Annotated in this window: 24 protein-coding genes; 8 read left to right on the top strand and 16 right to left on the bottom strand. The window is 50.2% G+C overall.

Going from position 1 to position 25,151, the window contains the following annotated elements; genetic code table 11:
• Positions 1–16: 16 nt before the first annotated feature.
• From CVV44_09225 to CVV44_09215, 3 genes are read right to left on the bottom strand one after another with little or no spacing between them, the layout of a single operon-like run.
• Complete coding sequence (locus CVV44_09225; protein ID PKL39038.1) at positions 17–1,021, bottom strand: hypothetical protein; 1,005 nt, start codon at positions 1,019–1,021, stop codon at positions 17–19.
• A 5-nt stretch (positions 1,022–1,026) separates the two neighbouring features.
• Positions 1,027–1,800, bottom strand: a complete 774-nt coding sequence (locus tag CVV44_09220) for a hypothetical protein (GenBank protein PKL39037.1) — start codon at positions 1,798–1,800, stop codon at positions 1,027–1,029.
• Positions 1,800–4,055 (bottom strand): CoA-binding protein, encoded by a 2,256-nt coding sequence (locus CVV44_09215; GenBank protein ID PKL39036.1) that lies wholly within the window; start codon positions 4,053–4,055, stop codon positions 1,800–1,802. The genes CVV44_09220 and CVV44_09215 overlap by 1 nt, the downstream gene beginning before the upstream one ends.
• A gap of 67 nt (positions 4,056–4,122) precedes the next feature.
• Here CVV44_09215 and CVV44_09210 point away from each other — a divergent pair, with 67 nt between their 5' ends.
• From CVV44_09210 to CVV44_09180, 7 genes are read left to right on the top strand one after another with little or no spacing between them, the layout of a single operon-like run.
• Complete coding sequence (locus CVV44_09210; protein ID PKL39035.1) at positions 4,123–4,830, top strand: histidine phosphatase family protein; 708 nt, start codon at positions 4,123–4,125, stop codon at positions 4,828–4,830.
• A gap of 36 nt (positions 4,831–4,866) precedes the next feature.
• A complete protein-coding gene (locus CVV44_09205; protein PKL39034.1) occupies positions 4,867–6,072 on the top strand; it encodes an acyl-CoA dehydrogenase in 1,206 nt (401 codons plus the stop codon).
• 18 nt (positions 6,073–6,090) lie between these two features.
• A complete protein-coding gene (locus CVV44_09200) occupies positions 6,091–6,777 on the top strand; it encodes a TetR/AcrR family transcriptional regulator (GenBank protein ID PKL39033.1) in 687 nt (228 codons plus the stop codon).
• Positions 6,774–7,841, top strand: coding sequence for a phosphotransferase family protein (locus CVV44_09195; protein ID PKL39032.1), 1,068 nt, complete (start codon positions 6,774–6,776; stop codon positions 7,839–7,841). The genes CVV44_09200 and CVV44_09195 overlap by 4 nt, the downstream gene beginning before the upstream one ends.
• 19 nt (positions 7,842–7,860) lie before the next feature.
• Positions 7,861–8,769 carry a 3-hydroxybutyryl-CoA dehydrogenase gene (locus tag CVV44_09190; protein PKL39031.1) on the top strand — a complete coding sequence of 303 codons (909 nt, stop codon included), beginning with the start codon at positions 7,861–7,863 and terminating at the stop codon, positions 8,767–8,769.
• Positions 8,770–8,785: 16 nt separating this feature from the next.
• A complete protein-coding gene (locus CVV44_09185) occupies positions 8,786–10,753 on the top strand; it encodes an NADH:flavin oxidoreductase (GenBank protein ID PKL39030.1) in 1,968 nt (655 codons plus the stop codon).
• Complete coding sequence (locus CVV44_09180; GenBank protein ID PKL39029.1) at positions 10,753–11,511, top strand: short-chain dehydrogenase; 759 nt, start codon at positions 10,753–10,755, stop codon at positions 11,509–11,511. Before CVV44_09185 ends, CVV44_09180 begins: the two co-directional genes overlap by 1 nt.
• Positions 11,512–11,578: 67 nt before the next feature.
• Here the strand turns inward: CVV44_09180 and CVV44_09175 are convergent, their stop codons facing one another.
• Positions 11,579–12,169: a hypothetical protein gene (locus tag CVV44_09175; GenBank protein ID PKL39028.1), complete on the bottom strand. Its 591-nt coding sequence runs from the start codon at positions 12,167–12,169 to the stop codon at positions 11,579–11,581.
• Between the two features lie 234 nt (positions 12,170–12,403).
• Between CVV44_09175 and CVV44_09170 the strand changes: the two genes are divergently transcribed.
• On the top strand, positions 12,404–13,132 hold the full coding sequence (locus tag CVV44_09170) for an enoyl-CoA hydratase (GenBank protein ID PKL39027.1): 729 nt from the start codon (positions 12,404–12,406) through the stop codon (positions 13,130–13,132).
• Between the two features lie 61 nt (positions 13,133–13,193).
• Here CVV44_09170 and CVV44_09165 read toward each other — a convergent pair whose 3' ends face one another.
• The 12 genes from CVV44_09165 to gmd all read right to left on the bottom strand — a co-directional run bounded on the left by CVV44_09165 (position 13,194) and on the right by gmd (position 25,028).
• Entirely contained in the window at positions 13,194–14,429 is a 1,236-nt protein-coding gene (locus CVV44_09165; protein PKL39026.1) for an MFS transporter, read from the bottom strand.
• Between the two features lie 156 nt (positions 14,430–14,585).
• Positions 14,586–15,302, bottom strand: a complete 717-nt coding sequence (locus CVV44_09160; protein ID PKL39025.1) for a hypothetical protein — start codon at positions 15,300–15,302, stop codon at positions 14,586–14,588.
• Positions 15,303–15,500: 198 nt separating this feature from the next.
• Positions 15,501–16,649, bottom strand: a complete 1,149-nt coding sequence (locus tag CVV44_09155) for a hypothetical protein (GenBank protein PKL39024.1) — start codon at positions 16,647–16,649, stop codon at positions 15,501–15,503.
• Positions 16,650–16,813: 164 nt separating this feature from the next.
• The gene (locus CVV44_09150) at positions 16,814–18,100 is read right to left on the bottom strand and encodes a hypothetical protein (GenBank protein PKL39023.1); all 1,287 of its coding nucleotides are present in this window, start codon (positions 18,098–18,100) and stop codon (positions 16,814–16,816) included.
• A gap of 125 nt (positions 18,101–18,225) precedes the next feature.
• The gene (locus tag CVV44_09145; protein PKL39022.1) at positions 18,226–20,409 is read right to left on the bottom strand and encodes a hypothetical protein; all 2,184 of its coding nucleotides are present in this window, start codon (positions 20,407–20,409) and stop codon (positions 18,226–18,228) included.
• 21 nt (positions 20,410–20,430) lie between these two features.
• Positions 20,431–20,823: a cytochrome C biogenesis protein gene (locus tag CVV44_09140; GenBank protein PKL39021.1), complete on the bottom strand. Its 393-nt coding sequence runs from the start codon at positions 20,821–20,823 to the stop codon at positions 20,431–20,433.
• Positions 20,813–20,959: a hypothetical protein gene (locus CVV44_09135; protein ID PKL39254.1), complete on the bottom strand. Its 147-nt coding sequence runs from the start codon at positions 20,957–20,959 to the stop codon at positions 20,813–20,815. Before CVV44_09135 ends, CVV44_09140 begins: the two co-directional genes overlap by 11 nt.
• A gap of 185 nt (positions 20,960–21,144) precedes the next feature.
• Positions 21,145–21,822 (bottom strand): cytochrome C biogenesis protein, encoded by a 678-nt coding sequence (locus CVV44_09130; GenBank protein PKL39020.1) that lies wholly within the window; start codon positions 21,820–21,822, stop codon positions 21,145–21,147.
• Entirely contained in the window at positions 21,819–22,523 is a 705-nt protein-coding gene (locus tag CVV44_09125) for a heme ABC transporter permease CcmB (GenBank protein PKL39019.1), read from the bottom strand. The genes CVV44_09130 and CVV44_09125 overlap by 4 nt, the downstream gene beginning before the upstream one ends.
• Positions 22,471–23,079: a heme ABC exporter ATP-binding protein CcmA gene (locus tag CVV44_09120; protein PKL39018.1), complete on the bottom strand. Its 609-nt coding sequence runs from the start codon at positions 23,077–23,079 to the stop codon at positions 22,471–22,473. Before CVV44_09120 ends, CVV44_09125 begins: the two co-directional genes overlap by 53 nt.
• A complete protein-coding gene (locus CVV44_09115; GenBank protein PKL39017.1) occupies positions 23,063–23,983 on the bottom strand; it encodes an epimerase in 921 nt (306 codons plus the stop codon). The genes CVV44_09120 and CVV44_09115 overlap by 17 nt, the downstream gene beginning before the upstream one ends.
• A complete protein-coding gene (gene gmd, locus CVV44_09110; GenBank protein PKL39016.1) occupies positions 23,964–25,028 on the bottom strand; it encodes a GDP-mannose 4,6-dehydratase in 1,065 nt (354 codons plus the stop codon). Before gmd ends, CVV44_09115 begins: the two co-directional genes overlap by 20 nt.
• Positions 25,029–25,151: the final 123 nt, after the last annotated feature.

Genomic DNA, 25,151 nt, shown 5'->3' with positions numbered 1-25,151 from the left:
TTATCCATGCCCCTTCTTACTTCTTCAACCACTTTCCGTCCCGGTACTTCTCCGCCAGGAGGGGGAGAAAAACCGTCAAATCCTCCACCACGCCGTAATCCGCTAAGGAAAATATTGCGGCATTAGGGTCACGGTTCACGGCCACAATGATCTGCGAGCTCTTCATGCCGGCCAGGTGCTGACTGGCTCCTGAGATACCGCAGGCCAGATACAGCTTCGGCGATACGGTTTTTCCCGTCGAGCCCACCTGTTGCCCGTAGGGAAGCCAACCCAGGTCGCAGAGGGGACGCGACGAACCCACGGCAGACCGGGAAAATATCTTCGCCACGTCACGGATCATCTCCAGGTTTTCTTCTTTTCCGATTCCCCTGCCCGCGGACACGATGACTTCCGCCTCATCCAGGGACCGGCTGCTCTCGGCCCGTTCAATACTCCGGGGTGAATAAGACGCACTGCGCCCGATTTTATCATCATAGACAGTCCCCGGCGTTTTTCGAAAATCTCCCGGCTCAGGAGCTGTAAATGAACCGGCAAGTATGGTCAGGATACACCTATCACTTTGAAGCATTATCGATGCCCTGATTTTCCCGTACTGCAGGCACCGCTGAAATACCGTCGATTCTCCTTCCCGGGTCACTGATTCCACGGCAGTTATACAGGCCATGCCCGCCGTAGCGGCTGCCCGTGAAGCGGCATGGACACCGGTAATCGTATGGAGCAGAACAACGCTCCCGGCATTATATTTCTTTATGGTCTCAACGAGTGCCGCGGCCAGCAGGTCTCCGTTGGGATAGCGGAATGCCGGGTCATCGAATACAACGACATCGAGTCCCCAGGCCGCTGCCAGGGATCCGGCTGTTTGCGTAATTCCCTCGCCGGCAATGACCAGGACGCAGTTATCGATCGTATTGTGAAAGGAAAGAGCGAAGCCCAGGGTCTCCAGGCTCTCGCGGTTTATCTTTCCTTCCAGGGTCTCGATGACCAGGAGATATCTGATAGTACTTTTTCCGTCCATTTCCATTGCTTCTATACCAGGGCCTTCTCATGAAGAATATCCAGGAGTTGAATCGCCTTTTCTTCGGGCGTACCGTCCAGGATAATTCCGCGGCCCGTTTTTACCGGATAGGAGAGTGTGACCTGTGCCATTCCCCCGTCCTGCTCAGCCTGCTCTGTTCCGTCCCTGGTAATAATTTCCTGGGTTTTTGCCCGCAGGACATTGGAGAGGGACGGGTACCGGGGCCGGTTTATTCCTGACTGGATGGTGAGCACGCAGGGCATGGATATGACGGCCTGCTCCCGCATACCGCCCTCCAGTTCTGAAGTAACATCAATAAAGGCGTTTCCGTTGATCTCTTCCTCTATAACCGAAACCGCGCAGGGCAGCCCCAGGAATCCGGCCAGCATTGAACCGGTCTGGCCGTTCATATCGTCCTCGGACATGACGCCCGTAAGAATAAGATCGTAATCCCCAGACCGTGCAAAGGACGCCAGGAGTGCAGCCGTGACTAGGGGAGGGGCATATGCAGCTTCCCCTGTTACAATATGAAAGCCATTATCGGCACCCTTTTCCAGGGCTTTCCGGACAACGGCCCTGGCCCTGTCCGGTCCCACGGATACGGCATCAACCACGATTCCCTTATTTTTCTCACGGATAAGGATTGCCTCTTCCAGGGCGTATTCATCGAGCCGGTTCATCCTGAAAACCGTGTTCCCGTCGTCCAGGTAATCCTTTCCTTCCGAACCGATCATAATCGGCGATGTGTCATCGCGGACCTGTTTTATGCACACCAGTATCTTCATCAGTTCCCCAGGACGATGAGCGAATCGACCACCACGGGTTCGCTGCCGCAGATAATTAAGGGATTGATATCGATCTCCCGAATCTCGGGATGAATGAGCGGTATCATACTGAGGCGCTGCAGGACTGCCGCCAGAGAATCAATATTAACCGGACCCATTTTCCTGAAATCACCCAGGAGGGATGAGAGCCTGATATCGCCGATCATCTCCCGGGCCTCCTCGACTGAAAGCGGAGAAAGGCGGTACACCGCGTCTTTCAGGGCCTCGGTAAAAATACCGCCCACGCCAAAAGCGGTCCAGGTGCCGAAATTCTTCTCCCGCAGTATACCGGCCAGGAACTCCCTCTTGCCCGGAACCATCTCGCTCACAAGGACGGGAACATCCTCACCGGCCTCGGCCCGTATCTTCCTGAAAGCCTCTATCATGCCTGTGCTGTCCTTTATTCCCAGATGGACCAGTCCCCGCTCGGTCTTGTGCATGATCTCATGATGACAGACCTTAACGGCCACGGGGAAGCTGAGTTTTCCCCCGATTTCCGCCAGTTCCTTTTCCCCGGCGGCCAGAAACTCCCGGGAAACGGGAATCCCGTAGGAGGTAAGAAGACGCTTGGCCTCATATTCATCAAGGGCGACCCGATTCTGGCTCACAGCCTTCCTTATAATTTCCAGGGCTTCGCTGGAGGGATTCCCTGCGGTAGTGCCGTTTCCCGTCTTCCGCTCCCGGATTTTTTTATACTTCAAAAGCATCCCCATGGCCAGAGCCGCCCTTTCAGGTGCTTCGTAGACGGGAATATTATTTTCCATAAAACAGTCGGTATAATGGTCATCACGGTCAAAAAACGACGATACTATCAAAGGAATGCCGTATTTAAATGGAAGCTGCATATTCTCCGAGAGATCCCGGCTCTCCGAAAGTTTTACCACATCATTGACGGGTTTGTCGCCGAGAACCGTTTTGAGATTCTTCGACAATACCTTCATGAACCCCGAGGACATGGCCCCATGGAGAACAACACCATCCACCTCGCCGCTTTTCATGACCAGTTCCGGTATAGTATGGGCTAGAATATTTATATCCATGGCAAAGGTAAGATCAACTGGATTTCCCGCCGGGGCATGAGCCGGCATGAGAGGCTTGATCTGCTCCTGCAGGTTCTCACTGAAAGCAGGTATGCTGAAGCCTGCTGTCTCACAGGTATTGGCCACGGCCGAACCCGGTCCGCCCGAATTGGTAACTATGCCGATACGGTTTCCTCTGAGTGGAGGCTGCGTCGCCAGGGCCCATCCGAAGCCGTAGAGATCCTCAATGGAATGAACACGGATTATTCCCGCTTGCCTGAATAACCCGTCGTAGAGATGATCGGGCCCCGCCATGGCTCCGGTGTGACTTAAGCCCGATCTTGCCCCGGCCTCGGATCCGCCGATGTACTGAGCAAGGACCGGTTTAAGCTGTGTTATTCTCCGGGCCGTTTCAAGAAAGCGGTCCACATCGCTCAAGGCCTCGATGTACAGCGATATAGCCCTGGTCTGCTCATCTTCACCGAGATATTCCAGGGCATCTATGATATTCACATTGGCCTGATTCCCCACACTGATGGCCTTACTGAAACGGATGCCCTTTTTCGCGAGATAGGGAAGGGACTGCGTCACATAGGTACCACTCTGGGAAGCAAATCCCAGGAGACCCGGCGGCGACTGAAGAGGAACAACCGTGGTATTGAGGGATATTTCAGTGTTGATAATCCCCATGCAGTTAGGCCCTATGAAACGCATGCCGTATTTGTCGGCAATATCAACAAGCTTTTTTTCCAGTACCCGGCCCTCGGAACCCGTTTCCCTGAAACCTGCCGTTATAACGATGGCATATTTAGTGCCCCTTTTCCCAAAATCCTCAAAAACCGGCAGAAGCTGATTCGAGGGCAGGATAAACAGGACCAGTTCCGGCGCTTCCGGCAGGTCAAGCGGTGATTTATACGCTTTCTGACCCAGCACAATCTCATCATTGGGATGTATCGGATAGACCTTCCCGCTATAACCGTCTTTCAGAATACTCAGGAGATGCATGGTCCCCATTTTCATAACATTATTGCCGGCCCCTGCCGTGGCAATGGATTTGGGATTCATTAATGTATGCAGGAAGGATCGTGTCATTGAAAAACCTCGCTTTTTTTTTCTTGCGTCTGTGAGCAAAATATAGAAGGGATTGGAAATATTGCAAGAAAAAAAACGAACGCTCGCTATATTTTTTCTTGACAAGCATATTCACCTGCCCTAAACATGTATATATTAGACAATGTGTTCAAAATAGAGGAAAAAATTACTTATGAGTACACTGTACTTCATACGGCACGGGCAGGCCTCCTTCGGGAAAGAGAATTATGACCGTCTCAGCGAACGGGGCATCATGCAGGCATCCCTGCTGGGACAGCATTTCATGCATACGGGAGTTGCCTTTGACGTTATCTATACGGGGACCCTGGAGAGACAGATTGGAACAGCCAGTGAAATCCTGCGCCTCAGTGGTGAAAAGGGTATGAACGCTCCGCGCATGTATCTCAACGATGCCTTCAATGAATATGATTCAAGAGCTGTTCTCACCACCCTGGTGCCCCTCCTCCTGACCGAGGACCCATCGCTGAAGTATGATGTGGACCGTCTATTTACCAGCAGAACATCCTTTCAGAAAATTTTCGAGCTATCCATGCTGCGCTGGATTTCCGGGAACCACCCCGGGGAACTTCTTCCTTACCGGAGTTTCCGTGATGCCGTTCACAGCGGGATCAATGAAATTATGAAGCATTTCGGCCGGGGGAAAAATATCGCCGTTTTCACCTCGGGCGGTCCAATTGCCGCGGCAGTGATGATGGCTCTGCATATTTCCGATGAAGAGTCCATGAGACTCACATGGCAGATCATCAATACATCGGTCAGCCGGTTCAAATGCACCGAGGACCGCTTTTCTCTCATGAGTTTCAATGATGTGTGTCATCTTGAACTGACGGGAGACAGGGAACTCATAACATACAGATAAAGCAGTACCGAACAATGAAAAATTAAGGAGGCCGTCATGGATTTTACGATTAGCGACAAAATGCAGACCATTCTGGGAATGATCGATGAATTCGTCGATAAGGAACTGATTCCCCTGGAGCCGGAATTCATCACTCACAATTTCAGTGAGATGGTTCCCGTCCTGAAGGAAAAAAGAAAAATGGTGAAACAGATGGAACTGTGGGGCCCTCAGATCCCGAAAGAACTGGGGGGCATGGGGCTTAACCTGGTCGATCACGGCCTCGTCTCCGAATCCCTGGGCCGGACACCACTGGGGCACTACGTCTTCGGCTGCCAGGCTCCCGACGCCGGAAACATTGAAATTCTTCACACCCACGGCACGGAGGAGCAGAAGAAACAATACCTGAAGCCCCTGGCCGGCGGCGATATACGCAGCTGTTTCTCCATGACCGAAGTGGACATGCCGGGCTCCAATCCCGTCATGCTGGAAACAACAGCTGTAAAAGACGGCGACGATTACATCATCAACGGCCATAAATGGTACACCACGGCCGCCGACGGATCGGAATTTGCCATTGTCATGGCCGTGACAAACCCCGAGGCTCCCATGTATCTCCAAGCCAGCATGATCATCGTCCCCACGAACACGCCGGGATTTAACCTGGTGAGAAATATTCCCGTCATGGGTCATAGCGGTGACGATTATGCCAGCCACGGCGAGATTCTGTACCAGTCCTGCCGTGTACCGCAGAAAAACCTCCTGGGCGCCGAGGGCCAGGGCTTCGTTATTGCCCAGGACCGCCTGGGGCCGGGACGCATCCATCACTGCATGCGCTGGCTCGGTATCTGCAAGCGTTCCATGGATCTCATGTGTCAGCGCGCCTCCGAGAGAAAAATATCTCCCGACGGCAAGACCCTGGCCACACGGCAGATCATACAGCAGTGGGTGGCCGACTCCGCCGCGGAAATCCAGGCCGCGCGGCTCATGACCCTGCACGCGGCATGGAAGATTGATACCGTGGGGGCAAAGGAAGCCCGTGACGAGGTGAGCCTGATAAAATTTGTCGTGGCCAACACCATGCAGCATGTCATCGACCGGGCGCTCCAGGTTCACGGCGGACTGGGAATGACCGATGACACTATCCTGGCATTCTTCTACCGGCATGAAAGGGCCGCCCGAATCTATGACGGCGCCGACGAGGTACACAAGGCCTCCTTCGCCCGTCGCTATCTGAACAGATACGGGAGAAACGGTAAGTAGGACGAGGATTGCCAGACCATGACCTTTAAAACTTTTATTGCCGATTATGCTACCGCGGTTGAGGACATCTGCCGCGAGTATTTTAACCAGAACCGTGAACGGATCAAAATTAAAAAAGAGGCCGTTGCCGTTAAAAACCTTTCTATTATTGTGAACAGTACACTGAAACTGAGCAATGAGAAAGGTTTTAACGCCATGAGTCTCCGTGATCTCAGCGCCGATTCCGGTCTCAGCATGGGGGCCCTCTATTCCTATTTCGCCAGCAAGGACGAGCTGCTCCTGCTCATTCAGAAACACGGGCAGCTCACCATGAAGAGAATTCTCCGGGACGAACTGGAAAAATGCGGAACTGTCCGGGAAAAGCTCCATGCCATGGTGAAGACCCATCTCTATCTGAGTGAAGCAATGCAGTACTGGTTCTATTTTCTTTTCATGGAAACAAAGAATTTCAGCAAAGAATCAAGAACCTTCTCCATTGATAGCGAACTTCTCACGGAAGGCATGATTATTGATATTCTCAAAGAGGGTATCGACCAGGATATCTTTACCGATATCGATACCCGTCTCACGGCATCGGTCATCAAGGCCATGATGCAGGACTGGTATCTCAAGCGATGGAAATACAAGCGGAGAAACATATCCGTCGACGAGTACGCTGATTATTTAATCAGCTTTATTGAAACGTATTTAAGGAGGCAGACATGAGCGCCATCGATAAAGCCATCAATGTCCGGCAGGGTGAAGAGCTGGACGCCTCAAAGGTAGAGGCATATCTCCGGGATACCCTCAGCGGTCTCCAGGGGCAGATAGAAATCAGCCAGTTTCCCAGCGGCTTTTCCAATCTCACCTACCTGGTGAAGTTCGGAGACCGCGAACTGGTGCTGCGCAGGCCCCCCTTCGGGAAAAAGGCCAAGAGCGCCCATGATATGCTGCGTGAGTACCGCATCCTGAAAACACTGAAGCCGCACTTCAGATATTGTCCCGAGGCGCTGGCCTACTGCGAAGACCCGGCGGTTATGGATGTTCCTTTCTATGTCATGGAGCGCCTGAAGGGTATCATTTTCAGAAAAGATCTTCCCGAGGGGATGATCCTGCCGCCCGACGAAGCCCGGACCCTGAGTGAAAACCTGGTGAAGGTGCTCTGTGAACTCCACAGCATCGATTATAAGGCAGTCGGGCTTGATGATTTCGGAAAACCGGAAGGTTATGTGCAGCGACAGGTCGAGGGCTGGAGTAAGCGATACCGCGATGCCCGCACCGAAGACGCACCCGATTATGAAAAGGTCATGGAATGGCTCCATGTCAAAATGCCTCCCGACACGGACCGACCCACCATCATCCATAACGACTATAAGCTCGATAATGCCGTGCTGAATCCCGACAATCCACTGGAAATAACGGGCATCCTTGACTGGGAGATGGCCACCATCGGTGATCCCCTCATGGACCTGGGAAACAGCCTGGCCTACTGGGTTGAAATGAACGACCCGAAGGTTGTCCAGATGATCAGGATGATGCCCACGAATCTCGAAGGCATGCTGACGAGAAACGAACAGGTCGATCTCTACGGTGATATCACCGGCAGAAAAATAGACAACTTCGATTATTATCTCTGTTTCGGCCTGTTCCGGCTGGCAGTCATCGCGCAGCAGATATATTATCGATATTTCCACGGCCAGACAAAGGATAAGCGCTTTGCCATGCTCATTCATGCCGTGAAAATACTTGAGGGCTTCGCCCTTTCTATTACAGAAAAATCGGACCTGTAAAGGTTAAAGGAGTAAAGTCATGAATGTCAATGATATTAAAAAAGTGCTGATAATCGGCAGCGGCACCATGGGCCAGCAGATCGGCCTTCAGTGCGCCCTGAACGGGTATAACGTGGTTCTCTACGACATAAAAGATGAACTGCTGGAAAAGGCCATGCTGCGCATTCAGAAAATCGCCAGGCGTCTTGTCCGTGGAAACCAGCTGAAAGAAGATGATGTTCCCGCAGTCATGGCGCGCATAACAGCAACCTCCTCGGCGGAAAAGGCCGGGAGTGATGCCGACCTGGTCAGTGAATCCATACCCGAAGATCCTGATTTGAAAGGCAAAGTATTTGGGCAGTTCAATGCAATATGTCCTGTCCACACCATCTTCACCACGAACACCTCTTCACTGCTCCCGTCACAGTTCGCCGCAGCCACGGGCAGGCCCGAAAGATTCGCCGCCCTGCATTTTCATGACGCCCAGATGGCCCCAGTAGTCGATATCATGCCCCACCCGGGAACAGCGAAAGAGATCGTGGACCTGCTCTATGATTTTTCCCTGTCCATAAAACAGATACCCATCGTCATGCACAAGGAAAACAATGGCTATGTCTTCAACGCCATGTTCATGATGCTCCTGGCCTCGGCTCTGACCCTGGCTGCGCGCGATGTTGCCTCCATTGAGGACATCGACCGCTCTTTCGTCGGCGTCATGCGCTCGCCACTGGGCCCCTTTGCGCTCATGGACCAGATCGGTATCGACACCGTGTATAAAATCACCGATTACTGGGCCAATGTTACCAATAATAACCAGGGAAAAAGAAATGCCGCCTTTCTCAAAGGCTATGTGGACCAGGGACACCTGGGAAGCAAAACAGGTCGGGGATTCTACACCTATCCCGATCCCGCCTTTCTAAGGCCGGATTTTCTCATGGGACAAAAATAATATCATAAAGGATTATATGATGACAAAAAATCTGGATAAATTATTTTCACCAATCAGTATAAACGGCATGACCCTGAAGAACCGGGCCGTCATGCCCGCCATGGGAACGGGTTACGGCAATACGGACAGCACCGTGAGTGACCGGCTCATCACCTATCTCGAACGACGGGCTGCCGGAGGCGTGGGCCTCATCATAACCGAGGTTTTCGCCGTGGACCGCCGGGGAAAGGGATTTCCTGCCGAAGTGGGCATATGGGACGACTCTTTTATCCCCGGGCTCACACGGCTTACGGAAGCGGTTCACCGTAAGGGAGCGCTTATAGCGGCCCAGCTCCATCATGCCGGGCGTGAAACCGCTGAAGGGATTGTGGGAGCAAAACCGGAAGCACCGTCTCCCCTGCCCAGCATCATCCTCCGCCAGCCCTGCGAAGAGATGACCATAGAACGCATAAACAAAGTGACGCAGGCCTTCGCCGACGCCGCTCTTCGGGCAAAAAACGCCGGTTTCGACGCCGTGGAGATTCACGGCGCCCATGGCTACCTGGTCTGCCAGTTCCTGTCGCCCTTCTCCAATCACCGCACGGACCAATATGGCGGCAGTCCGGAAAACCGGGCCCGCTTCGCCCTGGAGATCCTTGAAAAAACAAGAAAAGCCGTGGGACCGGATTTTCCCATCATCATACGCATATCATCGGACGAGGCTGTGAAAGGCGGTCATGACCTGGAATTCTCCCGCTGGCTTGCGCCGAAACTGGTGGAGGCCGGGGCGGACGCCATCCATGTGTCCCTTGGTGTCTACTCAACACCGGGCAACCTCACCATTGCATCCATGGATGTGGAGCCGGGCTTCAACCTGTTCCGGGCCCGGGCCATAAAGGAAGTGGTGTCCGTGCCGGTTATCGGCGTGGGAAGGATTCACGACCCGCGTCTGGCCGAAGATGCCTTGTCCAGGGGTGACGCTGATCTCATCAGCTTCGGCCGGCAGCATCTCACGGACCCCGATTTCCTGAACAAGGCCAAGGCCGGCAACTATGATGACATCCGCTTCTGCATAGCCTGCAACCAGGGATGCATTGAGCGCCTCATGTTCGAATTCAAATCAGCCACGTGTGTATTCAATCCCGAATGCGGCGAGGAATACCGCATGGATCTCGGTCCGGCCGAAAAACCACGTACCGTGTGGATTGCCGGTGCCGGACCGGCAGGTTTGTCGGCCGCCATGTATGCCGCTGAAAAGGGCCACGGGGTCCGCATCTTTGAAAGCGGGACAGAGCCCGGGGGCCAGCTCATCTCGGCCAGTATGCCTCCCCATAAAGAAGGGCTCCGCCAGTGGCTCGCCTGGGCACTGCGTCGACTCGCTGCAAAGGGGATAACGCCGGAATATAACACGGCTCTGACCCCCGATGAGGCAGCAAAGGAAAAGCCCGATCTGGTCATCTGCGCCACGGGCGCCGCTCCACTGGTTCCTCCCATTCCGGGAATTGATACCGCAATCGTCATAGATGCACGGGATGTGCTCACGGGAATCAAGTCCGTCACCACTGATCCCGTGGTCATCCTTGGGGCCGGGTATGTGGGCATGGAAACGGCCGATTTCCTGATTCAGCGGGGAATGAAAGTGACGGTCATTGAAAAGGCCCCTTTCCCGCCCGTCAATGCCATCACGGCCCACGGCTACTGGCTTCATCGTCGCCTGTATAAAAGCGGATCCCTGCTTGAGCTGGGAACAGAAATCATTTCTATTGAGAAAAACCTGGTCAGAATCAAAAAGCAGGACGGTACAGAAAAAAGTATCGAGGCCGTAACGGTCATCAACGCCCTGGGCGCAAAATCCCGGAAGGGCCTGTCGGAAGATCTGAAAAAGCTGGGAATTCCCACAGCTGACGTGGGCGACTCCATATCACCCCGGCGCTTTCTCGAGGCCATCCATGAAGGTGCGTGGGCTGGAATCAATATTGAAAAAAACATTGCAGGAGAAAAATAATGATCAATTTCAAACTTGACGGTAAGGTAGCTTTAGTCACGGGCGCAAGCCGGGGCATAGGAGAATCCATCGCCAGGACCCTGGCCGCCTACGGCGCGGAAGTCATACTGGTGAGCAGAAAGATAGAGTCTCTTCAGCAGGTTGCCGACTCCATAATCAGCGAAGGAGGCAAAGCCGTACCCATGGCCTGTCATGTGGGAGAGAATGTGCAGATCGAAAAACTCTATAAGGACATCGAAGCGAAATACGGCCGCCTTGATATCCTCGTCAACAACGCCGCGACCAATCCCTATTTCGGCGACATGAACGGCGTCGATGAAGCCATATGGGACAAGACCTTCGATGTCAATCTCAAGGGTCCCTTCTTCATGATACAGAAGGCCATCCCCCTCATGAAGCAGAGCGGCTCCGGATCGGTCGTGAATGTATCGTCGGTTAACGGCATCAAGCCGGCCCCCTTCCAGGGAGTCTATTCCATCACCAAGGCTTCGCTTATCGCCATGACCAAGGCCTTTGCCAAGGAACTGGCCCCGTTAAAAATACGGGTCAACGCCCTTCTGCCCGGACTCACGGACACCAAGTTTTCCAAAGCGCTCATGGGCAACGACGCCATCTATGATTACGTGGTAAAACAGATACCCATGGGACGCCATGCCGAACCCGATGAAATGGCCGGGGCCGTGCTGTATCTCGTTTCCGATGCGGCCTCCTTCACAACGGGAAGCCTCATTGTCTGTGACGGCGGCTTCCTGGCGTGATTCTTCAGATATCTTGCTGACAAAAGGCATGGGGGAAAAGCAAGCTCTGACCCTCCATGCTTTTTATTCAAAAATAAATTGCCAGCCTTTTGAGATAGGCTTCTTCGTAAAGCAGAAAGGCCTTCACACACTGTTCAAAAGTCTCACCCAACCGGGTGAAAAATACATGTCGTGTAATCTTAACCGGTGCCTCATATTTTTCATCAAGATATACATTGATAAAACTTATAGTAGTCTGCCGGGGATCTCGAGCCAGGCCTTTTCGAACGGGATTGTAACCAATATACCATAAAAGCCATAACAGGTACTGTTCAGGATTGTCTGATTCCTCAATTACAGAAGACCCAAACCGCTCATTCCAGAAAGGGCCTTTATTCCCCGTGGCCCTGTTATATTTTTCTGCAATGCGTGATTTAATGTATTGCATGATCCGTGATACGGTTTCTTCATCTTCCAGTGTGCGGAGGATGAGATGAATATGATTTCCCACGGGCTCTGCTGCGACTAGTTCAAATGTATATTTTTCCTGGGCCATTTTAATTGCTTCAATAAAATATCGTCGAACATGGCTGCTTTTCATAAGGTCCATCATCCTCAGGCAGCGTGAAAAGCAATGGTGTGTTTTCCCTTGGGCTATGTTTCTCAGTTCTCTTGGCATTTATGGATCCTCCTGTTCATGTACAAACTGTTTAAAATAACACGAGCGGGAGTTTCCTTTTATTAAAAAAAACCTGGGGTCAGAGCTTCCTCTTTCAATATTTTTAATGGCCTCGTTCAGGAGAGCTAGAAATAACAGGGGTCAGAGCCCTCCATTTGTCCATTTGTGTTAGATGAAATAGTGGTTTACAATATTCGCCGCTGTTGCATATTTGCATGGCACAGGAGGCATTATATGGAAAATCCCGTATTATACCAGGAAGAAGGAAACATCGCAATCATAACGCTGAACAGGCCGGAGCGGCATAATTCATTTACGCAGCTGCTCCTGGCCCAGCTCTATGACGCAATTGAAAAGGTCGACCAGACACCGGGCATAAGAGCCGCCATTATTACCGGTAACGGCAAATCATTCTGCTCGGGGATCGATCTCCAGGTCATCGGTAAGGAGAATCTCTTTAATCCGCGCGGTGACGGCAAGGAGCTGCCCGACATCATGGGAGCCTGCGACAAGCCCATCATCGGTGCGGTTAACGGAGCAGCGGTGACAGGCGGATTCGAACTGGCCCTGAACTGCGACATTCTCATCGCGTCGGAAAATGCCAAGTTCGGTGATACCCACGCAAAGGTGGGAATTCATCCCGGCTGGGGCATGACGCAGCTGCTGCAGCAGAAAATCGGGCAGCAGCGGGCCAAGTTCATGTCCCTCACCTGCCAATATATCGATGCCCGCAGGGCTCTCGAGTGGGGACTGGTCACGGAAGTGGTGCCTGCAGAAAACCTCATGACCCGGGCCAGGGAAGTGGCTTCGCTCATCGGCGCCACCAATCCTGACCTTATGAAGAAGATAAAAATGCTCATTGAATACCGGAACAGCCACAGCCTGGATGATTCTTCAAAATTTGAAAGGGCCGAGTTCCGGAAGTTTGTTGAAGCGGCACAGGCTCTTTTCAACAAGGCGTAATATACCACTTTGTTAGTCCGCAAGCCGGCAATTCGCATACCCCGGAATCGTTTATTGGCACTTATAACGAGGCCGGGGTCTTCTCTTTCCTCCCTGCCACGGAATAAACCCAGAGTATAAGAAGCAGGATGGCGAGAAGCATCAGCGATGACTCGATACCCCACCGGTCCGCCATAAAACCGGCCACGGGAGCAATTATCGTAATGCCCACGGTCTTGGTCTGCGATTCAATGGAAAGGATGGATGCCTGCTGGCTGCTTTCGGCATAATCATCGTATTGTGCAACCAGTATGGGCCGCCACAGATTCTGTATGACATAATAAGCAATGTATGCGATAATGGCCACAGCATATAACTTCAGATAAAGACCTGCCGAAGATACAAAAGCAAGGGCAAATCCAAAGAAGATCATTGCGATAATGGCTGTTTGCTCTGACCTGAACCTTGCGGCAAAGATATGAGAACGTAGCGACGCGTTTGCCGAGATTATATGGAGAATAAAATATATTATTCCCACGGTAACGGCAGTACTCTCCTTCTCGGGCAGCATGAGAAAGGCGGCAAGCACCACAGCCTGGGCCTTCAGGATCGGCTGGAGGTAATCCTTTGTAACCTCAAAGACACCCTCAAATCCCATGCTCTGCACTATGAGTTTCCGGAGATTACTGCTGGCAAAAACCGTTCTTAAGCTCTCAAAAGTATGTGTAAAAATGAGTTTGATACTGATCCTGTCGGAGAGCTTTTTATTGAGGTAGTCGGGATAACAGGCTATGTTCCAGACACCGGCAATGTAAGGTATTATTGAAAAAATAAAAATCCAGCGGTAGCTCTTTGAAAAGATAATGATTATGGTCGCTATAACAACCGATATGGCGCTCCCATACTTAGACCACGAACGCGTAAAACCATAAACTTTGGTTTTTTCACCAAGGCGGTCATTCTTCCTGAGCCAGTCGAAAATCATTGCCTTGTGCGTGCCCGTCCGGAAAGCCTCGCCGATTGAGAAAAAGAATACGGCCGGGAAAAGAGGAATATACGATTCGGAAAAAGCAAAAATAGCAAAGGAGAAAATATAGCTCGTCAGGGACAGTATCATGCAGTTTTTTCTTCCATAAATATCGGCCAGAGCTCCGCTGGGAACTTCCATGATATTAATGCAGATATTCAGAAATGAAACCAGCACGCCGATCTGGAAAAAGTTCAATCCGATGGAAAGATAAAAGAGGATCAGGAATGGTTCGGAAAAATCAAGATTCTTCAGAAACCCATAGAGAGAAAATCGCGTTATCATTTTCATGAGGTAATTCTATTTTCCCCTGTTATGCGAATAAGAGCCCATAGGTCATAGGAAATTTATAATTGTAGTATAACAAAGGGATGAGGCTGATAATAATCAGCTCCATCCCCATTATTATCTCTTTATTTCCTGAATGTCTGCATCTTATCAGCGAGATCAGTCAAACAGAGAAACTGCCCCTTTAGTACCGAAGTCCAGGAGAACCATGGTGGTCTTGTCATCATCGGAGACGGATTTAACCACACCGTTGATTGGAACCGATGAATGATACCAGCCCGTACCGGTATAGGTTTTCCCGAAAAGCTTCACCTTTGATTTTATCGTGTACGTTCCCGTAAAGACACCGGCAGGAACCGTCACCGCGCTTCCCGTTAAAAACGTACCGGTCTGGACATCGAGTGAAGACAGGCTGTTCTTGTACAGGTTTTTCATCATGGAAAGCATGGGGCCTTCGAAAGACTGCACCTGTCCCTTCTCGTCCTTGATTTTTATCCTCTGGATTTCAATACCGTCGGTATTGCCCGTCTGAGCAGCCTTGTCCAGGCCGACAATGAGCATCTGCACAACAGCTTCCTGCTTACTGTTGAGGGAATAGAATTCCATGACCCAGCCGTTTCCCTCTTTGCCCACGATGGAAGTCTTTGTAATAGAGCGATTACCGCTGCCTTCTGTCATGCCATGAACGACATACTGGCCCACGGCGTATTTCATGGGGGCCTTAAACGCACGTGAAACGCCGTAATTTTTCGTCTGCGCCGTTGAGAACAGGTTATCGGTTTTTTTCTTGAGCTGCGGATTGACCGAAGGACCACATGAGGCGATGAGCGCCGCGCTGATAAGAACACTGAGCAGAGTAGTAACTTTTTTTAACATATCTATCTTTCCTCCCGTTGATTAAATTAGACAAGGCAGTTAAATCAGTATATTCTATAAAATATAGAATATAACATACTAAAACAATGCCTCAAGCACATGCAATGGACATTATAAAAACTACTTCGTCAAGCATAAAACAGGATCGCCCGGGAATGCATCCCCGGGCGATAAATTATCAATTTAATTCTTGAATAATCAGGGAAGAGGAATTAGATACTGGCAGTCAGTCACAAATAACCTTTCCCATTCCGCTGTTCCTGAATTCCATCGCCATACGCCGTCCCAGTTTCCATTTACGGCATCGGGAGCACTGGCTGCACCGTTCCCATTGGTGTCGCCCAGCCGAGAATCGTCCTTGTATGAGGTAAAATCAACCGCACCCGCCGAATAATTGATGGATGCCCCGTTACTACTATCAAATTCAAAATGAGCACTATCAAGAAATTTCATTACTACATTGTTTCCAATTGTCAACGTTTCATTATCATTCACCAGGATTGTGTTGTTTGTGGCCGGTACAAGGGCTACTTCAGTCTCGCGCCATGCAACCGTACCGATGCCATCGCTGACTTCAATAAAAACGCCATTGTATGTGTTGATGAATAAGGGCTCCCCCGTATTGGGATCAGTTTCAACGCTTGAAAAGTTGTTGGAGTCATCGAGAGACATGTTCCCATTGATTGAGAGGGGCAAAATATTGCCGTAGAAACGATTGCCGGTAATTACTGTTCCGGACCCGGAACCATTCGCTTCAAGAGCGCCCGTCATATCACTGCCCGAACCGGTATTAAAGGCAAACAGACAGTTGGTAATACTGACATTGGAGCCACCGAAAAGATTGATGACCGATTCCGACACGGTTCCGGCATTGCCGCCGAAATGAAACTGGCAGTAGTTCAGGGTTGACCCGTTCACATAGGAAAACCAGAGCTGACCCCAGTCACCCCTTGATCCCGAGGTTACGCCGTCAAGAATCGAATCACCGCCGAAACGGTCGTCCTTAACAGACGTAAAGATAATAGGTTGACCCGCTGTTCCGACAGCGTTAATCGTTCCCGTTGCATCTATATCGATACCTCCCTCCCGTCCAAACTTGATAACGGTCCCGGCCGGTATCGTCAGCGAGGCGGTCACACCCATTCTATACTCGATATAATACACCTTGGTGCTGTCCCAGGTTGTCGGAACGGTAATATCATTCTCGATAACTACCACATTATCAGCAAAAACAAGCTCCAAATTCTCTTCATCATCAAGAAAGCAGCCCGCTGCGAAGAGAGAAATGAGCATAATAAGAGACAACCTGATCATGTAAAAGTTTTTAAAAAACATCATATCCTCCATAGTAATGATCATGCGCCGTTAGTACGATTCCGAAGCATGGTCTTTTGTTTTTTCATGATTAATGTAACTTAAAAGGGAGGATCGTAAATCCATCGAACGGTGTAGTTTCAGAGATTTATTTTTTTAATTCCTTCTACACCGATCGATGTATACAAAGTGGCGTACTAATTGCGGATCAGGTGGGAAAGACCGATCCTGTTCTTTGCACCGGTCTTTTGATATATGTTGTGGATATGGGTCTTTACCGTCAGTTCCGATACGGAGAGAAGCCCGCCAATAGCCGGAGCGCTCAGACCCTGGTCTAAGAACCGGACTATTTCCATTTCCCGGTCCGTAAGAGCGTACTGGGAACGGAGAAAAGAAAAACCCGGTGACGGATTGATAATAATAAGGCTGCCGATATAATAGTTGCCTTCATTCCGAATGGGATACATCTGCACCTGGAAATAGCCGCTTTTTCTCTTTTCATCGCCGAGATTAAACCTGACAGTACACGTCAGATGCGAGGTCATGCCGCCGGTAATTTTCTCATATTCACCTTCCAGGGCCGTGAAATTATCCATCAGTTTCTTCAGGGATAGACCTACAACAGCTTCATTGTTCTCAGGTTCGGGGGAAATTATATTGAGCGCCTCTTTATTGGCAAAAATGATTTCTTCCCGGCCGTCGATCAGCAAAATCGGCGTGCTTAATCCCGACAGGAGTTCTCCGGTATGACAGGAGGGAAGCACAACAAGCAGTTTATATTTCCACATTACATATCTCAGGCCGACAAGCCATACCATGAGGAAGCCTGCCTGCGACAAATCCGATACCAGTATCATAACATCAGGTGATGTATCGTTGTAGAGATATGTCAGGAACAAAGAGGAAATGATAACCGTGAAAAGTCCCACGCCGCTGAACTTCATAAATGCTAAATTCTGTTTTTTTGCCAGGTCATCTACAGTAAAAAAAATACTTTTCACTACAACCACGGCAATACCCACGGCGATAAAACCCATACTGTAAAGAAAATACACCGCGTCCCATACCGTCAGCTCTGAACGGGGCCGGTTATCCCATCCGAAACCGGTGAGATAAACATCGACAACAACGAGATTATGCATGACAGCGTAAATTGCCAGAACAACCGCGGGAACATATAAAAGGGCTATGAGTATTTTTTTCCCCTTCAGGGATTCATATCCTCCCAGGAGAAGAAGAAAATGCAGGGTGATACTCCCCACAAAACACGAGAGTATTACGGAAAATTTTGACAGCATCCATGCCGCATCATGGCTCCGCTCCGATACAAAAAGAGCGAATATAACACATAAAACAGTAAAAAGCATAAGCAGCAAAGCGCAGACCCGGTTCAGTGCAGCATCTCGATGCAGCCTGTACACGGTAAAGGCAGATTCAAAAAGAAAAAATGCCGTAAGAAGAAAGGCTATTACGATAATATTCATGGTTATATCGGTTTTCTCCCCATTTAAAGAGCCTGATTGGGCTTTTTACTAAGGAGAATAGACTGATATTTTTTGTCAATGATCTAATAGGCCCTGTTCATATTTGAAAAGATGTTAAACAGTATTCAATCTTTACCGGCGCGCTGAACCAGGGTTACAATCCCTCCCAGGGCGATGAGCACTGTCCCGGCCCATACCAGCCATATCATGCGCTTGACCGAAAGATCAACTATGATGGAATCGGGCGGAACCGTTGTATTCTTACCCGGATCGATGAAAAGCTCCACGGCACGGCTGTTCACATCAACCTGCCGCAATGTTACAACCCTTCCGCTGCCGGGAATTTTCGCATCTATCGGATGACGGTGCCCCTCGACTATTTTAAAGCCCGGCGATACTCTCTGGCCGTTGATTTCCAGATCGGTATACACCACGGGCATACCGGCGGTCATACCCTCGGTCATACCCTCGGTTCTGAATCCAATGAATTTCACCGTGAGATCCCCGATCTTTTTCTCCTCACCCTTGGAAAGATTTACCAGGGATATGGCTGTTATACCGGAATGATATTCCTGGGGGGTTATATAGATATCGCCGAACAGTCCGCTCATAATATAAGGCTCGCGGTACAGAGAATTGGTTTTTTCCGTTACATAGTAATCCGTTTTAAAATCTTTCGTGCCGCTGCTTTCCCTGATGGTGAAGGAAACGCTGGATTTCTCACCTTCGTTGAATCCCGTGAAGGTCAGGGCCACGGGACCCACCAGTTCCTCCTTCCCGATTTCCAGCTCTTTCTGAAATGTCGTGGAATGATATCCCGATGCGATGACACCGATGATAAAAATCCCCACTCCCAGATGAGTCAGCCGTGAGGCCAGAACAAGCCTGATCTTAAATCGGACCATATCAGAAAGATAGCTGAAGACCATGAACAGGGCCACGGCGGTAAAGATATAGGCCACGGGGTTGAATGTCGTCCCGGCGTTAAAGACCAGGGCCAGGAGCAGCGCCGCGACGGCAAGTATTATGGCCGCCCGCTTCTGAAAATGCTGTCCCTGGGCAGCGATGGTAGCGGCCACCATGAGTCCCATGATAAGCAGGCCCAGGGGAACCGACAGGTTGTTATAGAAACGCTCCGTCACGGCCGTGGGATTTTCCACGAAGAGGCCCGATATAATGGGCATGGATGTTCCCGCCAGAATAATGAGAGAGTATATGACCAGTGTCATGAGTCCGTAAATAGTAAGGTTTTCCCATGTCCAGATCCGATTGCTCAGTGCCGTTGATTGAATTTCCTTATATCCTTTAACTATGAGAAAAACGCTTATGAACAGGTAGAAGATGATAAAATACAGGAGATAGCCCGATATGCCCCCTGCCCCGAAGGAATGAACGGAAAAATTAGAAAGTACGCCGCTCCTAGTCAGAAAGGTGCTGTAGAACACGAGAATAAAATAGGCCATCGCCAGAATAATATTGGTCTTCACCAGGGCGCCCTTGCGCTTCTGAATAAACATGCCATGCATGAGGGCCACTACGACGAGCCAGGGTATGAGCGATGAATTTTCAACGGGGTCCCAGCCCCAGAAGCCTCCCCAGCCCAGGACCTTGTATGCCCAGTAGCCGCCCAGAAAAATGCCCACTCCCAGTGTCACCATGCTGAAAAGGACCCAGGGATAGGCCGGTTTGATCCATTCCTTATATTCTTTCTTCAGCAGTGCGGCAATGGCGTATCCGAAGGGTACCGTGGCCGTAGCATATCCAAGGAAGAGCACGGGCGGATGCACCACCATCCAGGGATCGATGAGAAGGGGATTCATGCCCTCGCCGTCCAGGCCCATAGGTACGATGCCCTGCTTGAAGTGTTCAGGATAAGCGTCCCATATGAACCGGAAGGGTGATTCGGCAATAAGCAGAAGCAGAATAAAAATCTGCGTCACGGTTATGACGGACATGATGATATTTTCGTTTTTATGTTCCGTGCGGGTTACGATAACGCCGGTTATATTCAGAATAAAGGCCCAGAGAAGAAAACTCCCTTCCTTGCCGGCCCAGACCGCGGCTAATTTATATATCGGGGAAAGACTGCGCGATGAGTTCTGGTATACATAGAGATACTTGAACTCATCATTGAGAAAAGCGCTGAGGAGAAACATCAGGGCGAAAAAAAGAAGGATGGTCGTAAGATAAAAAAGCTGCCGTGAAGTCACCAGATTGAACATGTTCCCCGAGGCGCTGCGGGCCAGAAAAAACAGTATAATCAGTGAAACGGTCAGGACAAAAATGAGCAGCACAAATCCTAGATTCATCGGTTCCTACCTCATGATATATTATTCGTTGACGGACTGTTTCGGATCTTTGTTGTATTTGGACGGACATTTTACCAGGATCTTGTCCGCTTCAAAGATATTTCCCGCAGTACTGAACCTGCCCAGTACGACTATTTGTTCGGCATGCTCAAAATTGAGGGGTTTTACGTCACCATGGACGACTCTCATGCTTCCATTCTCTTTGTCGACCATAGTAAACATGTACTTCCCTTCTCCATGCACCACGGGAACAGCCTTATCAAGAGAGCCGATGATCTGTACATACGTCCCGGCCTTCTTTTTCGCCTCGTCAAAGGGCACGTAGGGAGACATGATGTCGTCGCTGAGAACCACGATACCGGTGATAAGCAGGGCGACGGCAGCGAGAAAAATAACAATACGCTTAACGTTCATTGAGGTCCTTCTCCAGTTTTACAATTTTCCGGTCCATGCGGAAAAGATACAGGGCAAGCCCCATCCATATAACAAGGACAATAGCCATAACCCGGTAGAGAACGCCGTCTCCGCCGCGATCGTCGTTCTTCTTCATGTCATTCCCGCCGTCCTTCTTGTAAGAATCACCGGCAATCCGGAGATCCTTTTCACCGGCATACACCAGGGAATACTGCGGCGCTGATGCTGATATTTTTCCATCGGTTACCTGGTTTACCCGCGGTACAAGTGAACCGGCCATTAATAAACAGATTGCTATTGCCATTGATAATTTATTCATAGTTACATCTCTCGCCTGTTCTCAATCTTTTCATCAATCTTTTGCTCAATTCCCATCAGCCTGTTTCTCATTCCCATGAAATAAACATAGAGCAGCGTAAATGACACGGTCGAAACCAGGAGAGTCATCCGCATTTTTATATCCATATTCATTTTCTTTTCCGCGTTAATTATGGGATCGGGGTGAAGAGACGGATATACTCTCGGCACAACGAAAATAAAGAACGGTACAATCACCATGACAAGTATCAGGTAAACCGAGGATATTCTTCCGCGATTCCCGTTGTCGCTCATGGCACCGAAAAGAGCAAAATAGGAAATGTATATCAGTAACAGAATAACGATGGAAGTTTCACGCGGGTCCCAGTTCCAGTAGCTTCCCCAGCTCATTTTAGCCCAGATCGATCCGGATATAATGGCCAGCACGGTAAAGGTAAGCCCGATGCCGGCGGAGTGATGGGCTTTCATATCGAGCATCGCCTCGCTTCCGTTACTGCCGAAAAGATACCTGATGGAAAAAATCCCCGAGACCGCGAAGGCCAGTACGGAACCCCAGGCAAGGGGAACATGAAAATATACTATCCTGCTGGCCTCACCGAGACCTGCCGCCGGAGGAGCATATAAGAAGGCCATGATAATGGCCGCGGGCATGAATAGGTAAACCAGTCTTCCTGTTTTCATTCATCGTACCACACATATCGGAATAATAGAAACGATATAGCCGTGACAGCACCGGAAAATGCAAGTAAAAAAACCACGCTGTTCCACGCATCCCCGGAAGCCCCCTGGAGCGACTCCACAGTGGCGCCGATGCTGACCCATATAACAGGAAGAACAACGGGAAAGGATATGACCGTAAAAAGCGCTCCCTTGCCCCCGGCCCGTGCAGTCATTGCCGCCAGCATGGTTACCGCCGATGCAAGGGCGAGCCCGCCCGAAAGCACGGTCATGACAAACAGGATGAGATCCATCACCGTTACCTGCAGGAAGAAAATAAAAAGCGGACAGGTAACCATTTCAATGACAAGAAAAAAGGTGATGTTGAAGACAAGTTTGGCCAGGTAGACCGCTTCAGCCTGAACGTTGAGGCTCAGGAACAGCGATGTCTGCTCCTCTTCCTCGCGGGTAAAAATATGAAGCAGCCCGTTCATGGCGCTGAAAAACAGGATGATCCAGAGAAATACGGCCTGAACCAGTGCTGAAAAAGGCGTTCCGCCTGCAGCCAGGCTTATGGAAAGGGTGATGATGCCGGCGAAGGCCAGGGCCGTATTCACGGCAGCACGGCTGCGAAATTCAACAAGGAAGTCTTTTTTCAACTGACGCAGCACATCAGTGATCAAGGTCGATCCTCCCCCGGCACAGTGCGGCCTCTTCATTTTCATTGGTTGCGATGATGATTATCCTGTCTTCCCTGACGGAATCCAGGTATGAATAGATGATATCCCTGCCTTTCCGGTCCAGGTTCATGCCCGGTTCATCGAGAAGGAGTACGGGAGGATCGTTAAGAAGACAGCAGGCCAGTTTCAGCCGCTGCTTCATCCCCGAGGAATAGAGCCGAACCGGTTTGTTCTCATGACCCCGGAGCTCAAACCTGTCCAGTAAGGCAAGGCTTCTATCATCGTCCTTTACCCCGCCGACAAACCGAAGATTTTCCAGTCCCGTGAGTTCCTCATAAACATTCATGACGGGACTGATAAAACCTATATGGCTGAAAAAATCATATCGCCCCAGGGCAGCACCGTTCAATGCATAGGTCATGGAACCCGACGAAGGACTGGTGATACCGGCAATTATTTTGAGCAGTGTGGATTTTCCCGAACCGTTGCGCCCCGTCAGGGACAGGGACTGGCCCGCGGAAAGAGAGAAAGAAATATCCCGGAAAAGGGTCATGCGGTTGAATTTTTTGGCGATATTCGTACTTTTAATTATCACCGGCATTCTTCTGCTCCCCGGAAAGCATCCATGCGATGGTATCTTCAATCGTATATTGACTTACGTAGCCAAGCTGTCTAAGCTTGCCGTTGTCGCCCCTCAGGCTCCGGATATCGCTCCGCCTTTTGAATGAATTGTTCACGGCTATTTTTATATCATGATGGGAATATGCCCGGGCCAGTTCCAGAATTCTGGATATGCTTATGGTCCTGGAAGAACAGATATTTATAATCCCGGAATTCAGGTCCGATTCCATTATAACCCGGTAAGCCCTGACTACGTCACGCACATCGGAAAAATCCCGTTCGCTGTCCATATTCCCCAGCTCGATAATGTCTTTTTTCTCAAGGAAATGCCCGACGATTTTGGGGATGATAAATTTCTCCGACTGTCCCACGCCGGTATAGTTGAAAGGACGGGTTATCATTATATTAAGCCGGTCAAAATAATTCGCGGCGATTTTTTCCATGGCATATTTGCTCAGGGCGTAATGATTCACGGGATTGGGACAAATATTCTCATCAAGGACGGCATAGGCGGTTTTTCCATACACATTGGCAGTACTGGCTAAAATGATTTTAGCCGGTAGTCCCTGTCCGGCAGTATCCAGTATGGCATCGAGAAGATTTATGGTTCCGAAAAGATTCACCTCATAAAACTCCCGCATGTCATCATGGGCTACGAAGGACTGCGCTACGAGATTAATAATATAGTCCGGAGCCGTTTTCTGAAGCACACCGGCAACCTGTTCCCTGTCCTTCACATTACACTGAAAATAATTTTCTCCGGGGGATTCGCCAAAAACCGTTCCGTTCACGTCATAACCGGCGGAGAGAAGTTCTCTCTCAAGATACCCCCCGGTGAAACTGTCAATTCCAATGATGAGAACTTTACCGGATCTTTTGCTCATCGGTACATTTCCTCATATCAGCGGCCACCATTATCCGGCATAAATCTCCAAAGGTTGTTTTCGGCACCCATCCCAGGCGCTGTCTGGCCTTTGATGCGTCTCCCACCAAAATATCAACCTCGGCAGGCCTGAAGTAGGCGGGATCAATTTCAATCAATGTATCGCCGTTAGCCCTGTTGATTCCCTTTTCATCAACTCCCTGGCCTTTCCATTCCAGATCGATCCCTGCCTCACTGAAGGCCAGGGTGACAAATTCCCTGACGGAATGAGTCTCTCCCGTAGCCACGACATAATCGTCCGACTCGTCCTGACGCAGCATGAGCCACATGCATTCAACATAGTCCCGGGCGTATCCCCAGTCGCGTTTTGCATCGAGGTTGCCGAGATACAGCTTTTTCTGCATACCCAGGGATATGCGCGCCGCAGCCAGGCTTATTTTCCTTGTCACGAAATTTTCACCGCGGCGTTCCGATTCATGATTAAAAAGAATGCCATTGCTGGCATGCATGCCGTAGGCCTCGCGATAATTTTTCACGATCCAGTAGGCATAGAGTTTCGCCACACCGTAGGGGCTCCGTGGATAGAAAGGCGTGTTCTCGCTCTGGGGAACCTCCTGCACTTTGCCGAACAGTTCCGATGTTGACGCCTGGTAGATGCGCGTCTCTTTCTCGAGGTTCAGCAACCGGACAGCTTCGAGAAGACGCAGCGTACCAAGGCCGTCCGTATCGGCCGTGTATTCCGGAACATCGAAAGAGACCTTCACATGGGACTGCGCTGCCAGGTTATATATCTCATGGGGCTGAACGGTCTGGACAAGCCTGATCAGGTTGCTTGAATCGGTCATATCACCGTAATGCAGCTGCAGTTTATTATAGATATGACTGTCCTGTATCAGCGTGGTCAGATACAGGGGTTCGATCCTTTCCCGGTTAAAAGAAGAGCTTCGCCGGACAACGCCGTGAACCTCGTATCCTTTTTCAAGGAGTAATTCCGCGAGATAAGAACCGTCCTGGCCGGTAATGCCGGTAATAAGGGCTTTTTTCATTGTTACTCATTCTGCAAAGGGTATTTAGGTATGGAATTCCCGGTTTTCCCGGGAAATGCCGTGTTTCCGAGTATATATCCTCACGTCATAATCCATACTCATATTGTCATTATTCCCATCAGG

This window comes from Spirochaetae bacterium HGW-Spirochaetae-1, assembly GCA_002839375.1.
Lineage (GTDB): Bacteria > Spirochaetota > UBA4802 > UBA4802 > UBA5550 > PGXY01.
Note: the sequence above shows the minus strand (reverse complement) of the source record. Positions and strands in the feature narration are given on the sequence as shown.

What these genes read in the sequence shown, in the direction of transcription:
- CVV44_09225 (PKL39038.1), bottom strand. Translation starts at nt 1,021, where the DNA reads ATGGAAATGGACGGAAAAAGTACTATCAGATATCTCCTGGTCATCGAG.
- CVV44_09220 (PKL39037.1), bottom strand. Translation starts at nt 1,800, where the DNA reads ATGAAGATACTGGTGTGCATAAAACAGGTCCGCGATGACACATCGCCG.
- CVV44_09210 (PKL39035.1), top strand. Translation starts at nt 4,123, where the DNA reads ATGAGTACACTGTACTTCATACGGCACGGGCAGGCCTCCTTCGGGAAA.
- CVV44_09205 (PKL39034.1), top strand. Translation starts at nt 4,867, where the DNA reads ATGGATTTTACGATTAGCGACAAAATGCAGACCATTCTGGGAATGATC.
- CVV44_09200 (PKL39033.1), top strand. Translation starts at nt 6,091, where the DNA reads ATGACCTTTAAAACTTTTATTGCCGATTATGCTACCGCGGTTGAGGAC.
- CVV44_09195 (PKL39032.1), top strand. Translation starts at nt 6,774, where the DNA reads ATGAGCGCCATCGATAAAGCCATCAATGTCCGGCAGGGTGAAGAGCTG.
- CVV44_09190 (PKL39031.1), top strand. Translation starts at nt 7,861, where the DNA reads ATGAATGTCAATGATATTAAAAAAGTGCTGATAATCGGCAGCGGCACC.
- CVV44_09185 (PKL39030.1), top strand. Translation starts at nt 8,786, where the DNA reads ATGATGACAAAAAATCTGGATAAATTATTTTCACCAATCAGTATAAAC.
- CVV44_09180 (PKL39029.1), top strand. Translation starts at nt 10,753, where the DNA reads ATGATCAATTTCAAACTTGACGGTAAGGTAGCTTTAGTCACGGGCGCA.
- CVV44_09175 (PKL39028.1), bottom strand. Translation starts at nt 12,169, where the DNA reads ATGCCAAGAGAACTGAGAAACATAGCCCAAGGGAAAACACACCATTGC.
- CVV44_09170 (PKL39027.1), top strand. Translation starts at nt 12,404, where the DNA reads ATGGAAAATCCCGTATTATACCAGGAAGAAGGAAACATCGCAATCATA.
- CVV44_09165 (PKL39026.1), bottom strand. Translation starts at nt 14,429, where the DNA reads ATGAAAATGATAACGCGATTTTCTCTCTATGGGTTTCTGAAGAATCTT.
- CVV44_09160 (PKL39025.1), bottom strand. Translation starts at nt 15,302, where the DNA reads ATGTTAAAAAAAGTTACTACTCTGCTCAGTGTTCTTATCAGCGCGGCG.
- CVV44_09155 (PKL39024.1), bottom strand. Translation starts at nt 16,649, where the DNA reads ATGGAGGATATGATGTTTTTTAAAAACTTTTACATGATCAGGTTGTCT.
- CVV44_09150 (PKL39023.1), bottom strand. Translation starts at nt 18,100, where the DNA reads ATGAATATTATCGTAATAGCCTTTCTTCTTACGGCATTTTTTCTTTTT.
- CVV44_09145 (PKL39022.1), bottom strand. Translation starts at nt 20,409, where the DNA reads ATGAATCTAGGATTTGTGCTGCTCATTTTTGTCCTGACCGTTTCACTG.
- CVV44_09140 (PKL39021.1), bottom strand. Translation starts at nt 20,823, where the DNA reads ATGAACGTTAAGCGTATTGTTATTTTTCTCGCTGCCGTCGCCCTGCTT.
- CVV44_09135 (PKL39254.1), bottom strand. Translation starts at nt 20,959, where the DNA reads ATGAAGAAGAACGACGATCGCGGCGGAGACGGCGTTCTCTACCGGGTT.
- CVV44_09130 (PKL39020.1), bottom strand. Translation starts at nt 21,822, where the DNA reads ATGAAAACAGGAAGACTGGTTTACCTATTCATGCCCGCGGCCATTATC.
- CVV44_09125 (PKL39019.1), bottom strand. Translation starts at nt 22,523, where the DNA reads ATGAAAATGAAGAGGCCGCACTGTGCCGGGGGAGGATCGACCTTGATC.
- CVV44_09120 (PKL39018.1), bottom strand. Translation starts at nt 23,079, where the DNA reads ATGCCGGTGATAATTAAAAGTACGAATATCGCCAAAAAATTCAACCGC.
- CVV44_09115 (PKL39017.1), bottom strand. Translation starts at nt 23,983, where the DNA reads ATGAGCAAAAGATCCGGTAAAGTTCTCATCATTGGAATTGACAGTTTC.
- gmd (PKL39016.1), bottom strand. Translation starts at nt 25,028, where the DNA reads ATGAAAAAAGCCCTTATTACCGGCATTACCGGCCAGGACGGTTCTTAT.